Genomic DNA, 7,050 nt, shown 5'->3' on the forward strand with positions numbered 1-7,050 from the left:
GGGCTGACCCTAGCCTTGCTATTCATGGTGCCTCAAACTTTCAGCAAACAGCTGGCATTTCAGCGCCAAGGACAAATGTTTCACATTACTTGGCAAGATCGACAACAACAACGCCAACAAATACAATTTACCTTACAGCAGTACCCTCATGATCTCACATATTTTTCCGCTTATAATCGAAAACAAGTCAACCAATATATTGCTCAAAATTTGCGGCAAATAGCCAACCAACAAGACCCTAAAAAGGCCCGAGTCACCGTGGGTGTCAGCTCAAACAGCGTACATTGGCAAATACAGACAAACGACCCACAACTGCAACAAACATTGCGCTCGCAGCTGCAACAACGCTCTGAGCAAAGCTACCTTAATTATCTCGCAGATCATCGCTGGCGATTATTTGAAAGCCCATCGGGTCAGCAGGGCGTCATCCCTAATCATGCCTTAATAGCCAACCAAAGCGCCGCCTATTTAAAATCTATTGCAGCATTTTTTTTCCCACCCAAAAGTCAAGCCAGTGATTTTCCACAACAGCTCAATGCGCTACTTGGATTTATCCAAAGCATCCCATATAACTCGTTGCAAAGTCGAGATGGCTATCGAGGGGCTGGGTTTATGACCCCCATTCAAGTGATTCGTAACAACATGGGAGACTGTGATAGTAAAACTACTTTATTAGCAGCTATCTTATTGGCGGCAAGACCTAAGCTAAAAACAGCAATGGTCTATATGCCCGATCATGCTTTTTTGGCGATTAACTGGCCAGCTCAAGGCAATGAGCAAACCGCTCTTGTCGATCAAAAACCATGGGTAGTGGCCGACCCGACTGGGCCGGCGTTATTGGCGCTGGGGGAGGTCTCCGCACAAAGCCGCCATTATCTGCAAAGTCGCTACTATCGTGTACTCATCAACAAGGCTAACTCACCTTAGAAAACTCAATCCCAACAACAATCCCTTCATCATCCGGCTTAACATGTACCACATGCCCTTCAGCTTGCAGCGCCAGTACACCAGGACGACCCGGTTTAAGCTCTAAAGTAACTTGATCGCCTAACTGTAGATCAGTTTCCTTAAACATCACTCCCATGCCAGTAGCACTGAGATCATGACAAATACCATGCAGCTCGATATTAGCAAAACGTACCTGTACAGGTGACTTAACTAACATTCGAATAAACGAGCGCTTTTCCATCTCTGCGTTGATCACCATTCTCTCTCCCTGGTTTAAGGCTAAAGTTCCTGCTCAGCAAAAGATGCTAATCGACTACGTACCACACCATTGAGGTACACATTGGCACTGCCTTCAAAATTTTTAAAGCGTTCTACAATATAGGTTAGGCCTGATGTAACAGCCGTCAGGTAATTACTATCAATTTGCGATAAATTCCCACAGCAAACCAACTTGGTTCCTTCACCGCACCGCGTAATAATGGTCTTAAGCTGTGAAGCGGTAAGATTTTGGCATTCATCTAAAAATACAAATGAGTTTTGAATGCTACGTCCACGCATAAAGTTCACGGATTTAAACTGAATATTAGCCTTATCCATAATGTAATGCAGTGATCCATCCATCGATTCATCATTATGATGTAACACTTCGAGTGTGTCGGTCACAGCGGCCAACCATGGCATCATTTTTTCTTCTTCTGAGCCAGGTAAAAAGCCGATTGATTCGGCAATCTCTGGTGTATTACGCGTGACAATGACTTTGCTATAGATGCCTCGTTCAATCACAAGCTCTAATGCGCAGGCCATTGCGAGAAGTGTTTTCCCGCACCCAGCCGGCCCTGTTAAAATCACTAACTCAATATTTGGATCAAGTAATGCGTCCAATGCCATCGCCTGATAAATATTTTTCGGATGGATCCCCCAGGCCGTGCGCCCCATCAACCTTTCATAGCCTAAATCTTGCAACTCAATTTGTTGCTCATCATAACGAACTACACGAGCAGCAAAACTTTGTGTATCGTCAATAATATACTGATTAATATAGGGTGATTCGAGTAGCTCTGCGGGTATAGTATGAAATGTATCACGGCCCTGAGTGACGCTATCACAGGTTTTAACACGCCCCCAAAAACTACCTTCTAAATGGTTAAACCCTTTGGCTAAAAACTGAATATCATCAATCAGCTGATCAGAGCGGTAATCTTCAACGCCAGACATTCCAGCCCCTTTCGCCTTTAATCGCATATTAATATCTTTGGTTACCAGAACGACAGTGCGGGGTTGATGCTGTTTTTGTAAATAAAGAGCCGCATTAATAATACGATTATCAGGTTCATCAGCGGTGAAATTTTTAGCTTGCTGGTCGAGCGTGTGATCAGCAAAAATAGCAATTTTACCACTGGCATGTGTTTCACTAGCATTAGCTAGAGGGACTCCTTCTTGAATCAGTTCGGGTGATGCTTCGGCAAAGATGTTTTCTAAAGTACGAATCGCCACACGGGCGTCTCGGCTCACATCTTTATGACGATCTTTGATCCGATCCAACTCTTCAAGTACCGTCATCGGGATCACCACATCATGTTCTTGGAATTGATAAACGGCAAGAGGATCGTGCAGAAGGACGTTCGTATCAAGGATATAGACTTTAGTTAAGGCTGGCTTACTTCCCATATATGCCCTCCGATCTATGGCAGGGAGTGGGTGGTGGCTAGGTAGTGATTCCCCTAGCTTACTGATCTACTAAAACACCGAATACAATCGACCGCAAGCAACAATCATCACTTGACGAGTCTGCATCTTCATATTGAGTCTAGACTATCCTGACATCTCTTTTATGACAACACATTGAATCAACGACTGATTGGTGAATTTATGAGCAGTACACTGAATTGGCTGAATTAAGTGCCGCAGAATGTTTGATAGCTTTCATCAGGAAAATGAGGTTCGTCTTGCAGCGCAACATCGGCATCGGCGAGCTGATATGGGGTTTGCATCGCTTGCATAAGCTGGCTGAACAAAGCGCTTTGACCCGTTTGCTCAAACTGCTCAATAATAGTTTCAATAAAATGATTACGCGGAATAACCCGCGGATTAGCTTGGTGCATTAACGCGACGCGTTTATCTGCAAACTTGTCCTCAACAATGAGCTGCCATTGTTTAAACCAAGTTTCAAGCGATGCATGCACAACCCCACCATGACCCGATAGACGCAGGGTGAGCGCATCAAAAGTGTTGGTGTAATCAAGTCGATGTGCACGCATATGCTCAAGCAATGACTGGATGAGAACTTGCTGATCACCATCACTTGCTAACAACCCCAATTTATTCATCCACATCTGCGTAAATTGTTGATTAAATTCCTCTGAAAATGAATCTAGAACAGCGACCAGTTGAGTCCTAGCCAGCTCTTGAGGAGCACTCATTAACACCAGCAAACACTCGGCCAAGCGCGCAAGGTTCCACTGAATGATCTGCGGTTGTTGACCATACGCATAGCGTCCCTGGCTATCAATGGAGCTAAACACGCGCTGAAAATCAAACTGATTCATCATCGCGCAAGGTCCATAATCAATAGTATCGCCACTGACTAAAGTGTTATCGGTATTCATCACCCCATGGATAAAACCAATGCGCATCCAGTCGACAATGAGGCGGATCTGCGCACTGATAACATGCTGGAAAAAGCTAAGAACTCGTTCATCCCCTTGGGCCACAATCATTGGATAATGCTGGGTTATAGCCAGCTCCATTAAGGCCCTTAGAGATACAATCTCTTGACGAGCAGCCAAATATTGAAAACTCCCGATACGGATGTGGCTAGCGGCAACTCGGGTCACGAGCGCACCATCCGTGGGCCCTGATTGACGCATAATCGTCTCACCAGTTTTCACCACGGCGAGTGTTCGCGTTGTGGCAACGCCTAATCCGTGTAAGGCCTCACTCATCACATATTCACGAATCGCGGCCCCTAAAGCGCACCATCCATCACCTCTTCGAGAAAAAGGTGTAACACCCGAGCCTTTCAACTGAATATCCCAGCAGCGCAGGTTAGCGTCCTGCCAAGCGCCTAATAGATGCGCTCGGCCATCACCTAATAGTGGTACAAACTGACCGAACTGATGCCCTGCATACGCTAAGGCTGCACTAGGAAAATCACCCTGCCCCGAAGCTAAGGCAACTTTTTGCGCCTCATTCAATTTCAAGCCTAACTCTTGGGACAACGACTCGTTCCATTGCACCAACTCTGGAGCCACCCAAGCACACACCTTCGCGGGATGACTTAAATCTGCGACAGCTTGATAGGGATTAGTTAGTTTCATTGCAAAGCCTAGCTCAAATTAAAAATTAGCTCATCGACCATACCGTGAGTGACGCAACCAAGCAATAGCCACCGAATAGATACCATTTACCATTCTCTAGCCAACTTGATAACCAGCGCATCGCTGCTAGACCCGCCAAAAAGCTAAATACCATCCCCAATAACCCTAATGAGAAGGTGTGAGCTAAACTACTTACCACATCGGGTGACGATAAAGCTTGATGCTTGATTAAACGATAAGCTTCTTTGGCAATAACCACAGGCGTTAACACCACCGCCAGCGCAAAACTAAATTCCTCTGAGATTCGGCGAGGAACGCCCAATAGCAACCCGGTGGAAATAGTTGCCCCAGAGCGCGAAAAACCGCGAAATGGTAAACATAACCCTTGGACAAAACCAATGATTACCGACGATTTAAGTGTGACAGCACTTGAATACTGCCGCTTAACCAATGCAGATGTAATAATCAATACACCGGCTGCTGCCAATCCACCTGCAATTAAACGAGTATCGCCAAAGAGTTGCTCAATTTCAAAATTGGGATTGCCATGGCCAACCACATGCTTGATCAAAAATAGAAGTGCGAGTCCAACAACACCTGTTACGCCAGTCGCAATCACCAGCCGAATGACATTTGCCCTAAACTGTTTAACCGATTGAAAATAAGTCGTTCGCCAGCTTTTCCAAAAATAAACGATGACAGCAAACATCGTCCCAGTGTGAAGCATCACCAGTAGTAATGTCATCGCCGGCGCGGTGGGATCTAGTCCCATTAATTTTTCAGCCAGAATAACATGGGCAGAGCTTGAAATAGGAAGTAACTCAGCAAACCCTTGAACAATGGCTAGAATTAAAATTTGAATAATGTGCATAACAGCCTAATTTATAAAGTAATGGATAAATAACGAGCTCTCAACGTGATCGTTAGAATTAAAAACGCGATTTAACTCAGACAAAAGGCAGTATTTTGTCCTGTGCCATTGTAAAACTCAATACATAGATACTCAGATCAACTCATGACCTCCTTCTACCAATGGCTGCCACGACTGAACGCGATATTTGGCTAAGCTCTTGCAAACCTCGACCACTTTGAGCTTGCAGTACATTAAACATATGCTGCATTGCTTGCAGCGACCGTAAACTATACGCATCCCCATCAATCACGTCTTGTGCACGGCAGTACGCTTCCACATCGCGCGACAGTATAAACGTGTCCTTACCTATGACACGCAATGTATAAGCCGCTGTATTTCCGCCAAGACGAGCACCATTTTTTCAAATAGAGCCATAACCCAACAATATCGTCTCTTGGCCAGTTCGCAATAAATGAGCTAAAACTTCCACTTTTTTGCGCAATTGTGCTAATCATCAAACAGTTATGACTAATTGTTTGGACCTTCTTAACGTTACGAATAATCTGTGGATCAGCCGATTTTTGCTCCAACATCTCAGGAGGCATGAGCAATAATTTCGCAATTTGAAAATCCCAAAAAACCTCGCAAAATCCGGCCCACTTAGCATCAACAACGGACCAATAAAAACCACTTTGAAAAATTTTGCGGGTAAACTCCTCAAGCCAACGATCATCACTTAACCGTTCCAGCTGTTGGCTCGATAAAGGACTAGGCAATAATGATTCAAGTGCATTCACCGAACCTTTTTGCTCAGCTGCTAGCTGGTATAAATCATGATAACTTTGCATAAATAGTTAGCAATAATGAAAGACTCACTATTAAAGCATACTAACAATTAAGTGAAAAATATGAGAATAAAAAAAGCCATCGATATTTATTCGATGGCTTTTCGTAACGAAATACGTTAATAATCAGAAAAATTGCCAGACGACACTGCTTTCAGATCCCATACTCCACAGTAGCACCACGATCACAAGTAGTAATTCGAGGATCAATACACCAAAACCTAGGGTTGTCGTTGACAAGATAAACCCATGCCGATGGCTAATTCCTAAAAAACTTGGAATGCCACGATACAATAGATAACCGCTGTAGATAATACCGAGTGTCATAGCCAACAAACACAACCAAAAAATAGGATATACAGCCACAATACCACTTAAAAATAACGGCGTTGCCGTATAACCGGCAAACACAATACATTCTCGCTGTGATGATCGTTGCTCAAACTTTTGAGCCTTCCAATAGAGGACACTCCCCACTAACGTGACCGCAAGTAAAATCAAAGCATAAAAGGCAATTGCTAAAGCGACTCCATTGACCAACGATACATGATAACCATGTCCTGCAGAAAAGCTCCAACCAAACCGTGTTGTTCCAATTAAGGAGCTGATCACAGGAATAGCGGCAAGCCACAGAACATGATGCATATATAAGTGACCAACAGATTCATGCTCTTGACTGATCTGCTGCCATTCATGATCGGGATTGTGTAACAATCCCCAGACATGTTGGATCATTAAAACCTCCTACACGGCTAGATACAATGATCAAATAAACGAGACTGACTAAAAAATGTTGGTTTTTAGTACAGCTAAAGATGACTATAGTTTACATTTTATGAATGTACAAAAAACAATCACGTATTGGAAGGAAATGGGGTATTTATTGGAAAGCGCGCTTGAAGCTCAATCATCACAGGGAACGTGCGGGAAATGGCCTGTCCATGAACTCTAAATCGCAGGCAAAAAAAAACCCAGCAAAGAAGCTGGGTTCTGAATAAGAAGCCTGGCCGTGACCTACTTTCACATGGGGAAACCCCACACTATCATCGGCGCTGCTGCGTTTCACGGCTGAGTTCGGCATGGAATC

General features: G+C 44.2%; 6 protein-coding genes, 1 rRNA gene and 1 pseudogene. 1 reads left to right on the plus strand and 7 read right to left on the minus strand.

Annotation, left to right across the window (positions count from 1 at the left end):
- The first annotated feature begins 24 nt into the window (after positions 1-24).
- Entirely contained in the window at positions 25-927 is a 903-nt protein-coding gene (locus ABUE30_RS16545; RefSeq protein WP_408624942.1) for a hypothetical protein, read from the plus strand.
- On the opposite strand, the gene ABUE30_RS16550 is transcribed toward ABUE30_RS16545, so the two are convergent.
- The 7 genes and pseudogenes from ABUE30_RS16550 to rrf all read right to left on the minus strand — a co-directional run.
- The gene (locus ABUE30_RS16550; protein WP_408624943.1) at positions 914-1,207 is read right to left on the minus strand and encodes a PilZ domain-containing protein; all 294 of its coding nucleotides are present in this window, start codon (positions 1,205-1,207) and stop codon (positions 914-916) included. The genes ABUE30_RS16545 and ABUE30_RS16550 overlap by 14 nt on opposite strands.
- A gap of 20 nt (positions 1,208-1,227) precedes the next feature.
- On the minus strand, positions 1,228-2,616 hold the full coding sequence (locus tag ABUE30_RS16555; protein WP_408624944.1) for a PhoH family protein: 1,389 nt from the start codon (positions 2,614-2,616) through the stop codon (positions 1,228-1,230).
- 227 nt (positions 2,617-2,843) lie between these two features.
- Positions 2,844-4,265 (minus strand): protein adenylyltransferase SelO, encoded by a 1,422-nt coding sequence (locus ABUE30_RS16560; protein WP_408624945.1) that lies wholly within the window; start codon positions 4,263-4,265, stop codon positions 2,844-2,846.
- A 25-nt stretch (positions 4,266-4,290) separates the two neighbouring features.
- A complete protein-coding gene (locus ABUE30_RS16565; protein ID WP_408624946.1) occupies positions 4,291-5,136 on the minus strand; it encodes an undecaprenyl-diphosphate phosphatase in 846 nt (281 codons plus the stop codon).
- A gap of 142 nt (positions 5,137-5,278) precedes the next feature.
- Positions 5,279-5,966: pseudogene (locus ABUE30_RS16570) on the minus strand (DNA-3-methyladenine glycosylase I).
- A 123-nt stretch (positions 5,967-6,089) separates the two neighbouring features.
- A complete protein-coding gene (locus tag ABUE30_RS16575) occupies positions 6,090-6,698 on the minus strand; it encodes a Yip1 family protein (protein ID WP_408624947.1) in 609 nt (202 codons plus the stop codon).
- A 266-nt stretch (positions 6,699-6,964) separates the two neighbouring features.
- Positions 6,965-7,050, minus strand: a 5S ribosomal RNA gene (gene rrf / locus ABUE30_RS18560); the annotation flags it as partial.

Origin of the sequence: Celerinatantimonas yamalensis, from assembly GCF_046054155.1 — a bacterium.
Lineage (GTDB): Bacteria > Pseudomonadota > Gammaproteobacteria > Enterobacterales > Celerinatantimonadaceae > Celerinatantimonas > Celerinatantimonas yamalensis.

Excerpts from the sequence above, each read along its gene's own strand:
- ABUE30_RS16545 (WP_408624942.1), top strand. The coding sequence starts at position 25 with ATGGTGCCTCAAACTTTCAGCAAACAGCTGGCATTTCAGCGCCAAGGA.
- ABUE30_RS16550 (WP_408624943.1), bottom strand. The coding sequence starts at position 1,207 with ATGGTGATCAACGCAGAGATGGAAAAGCGCTCGTTTATTCGAATGTTA.
- ABUE30_RS16555 (WP_408624944.1), bottom strand. The coding sequence starts at position 2,616 with ATGGGAAGTAAGCCAGCCTTAACTAAAGTCTATATCCTTGATACGAAC.
- ABUE30_RS16560 (WP_408624945.1), bottom strand. The coding sequence starts at position 4,265 with ATGAAACTAACTAATCCCTATCAAGCTGTCGCAGATTTAAGTCATCCC.
- ABUE30_RS16565 (WP_408624946.1), bottom strand. The coding sequence starts at position 5,136 with ATGCACATTATTCAAATTTTAATTCTAGCCATTGTTCAAGGGTTTGCT.
- ABUE30_RS16575 (WP_408624947.1), bottom strand. The coding sequence starts at position 6,698 with ATGATCCAACATGTCTGGGGATTGTTACACAATCCCGATCATGAATGG.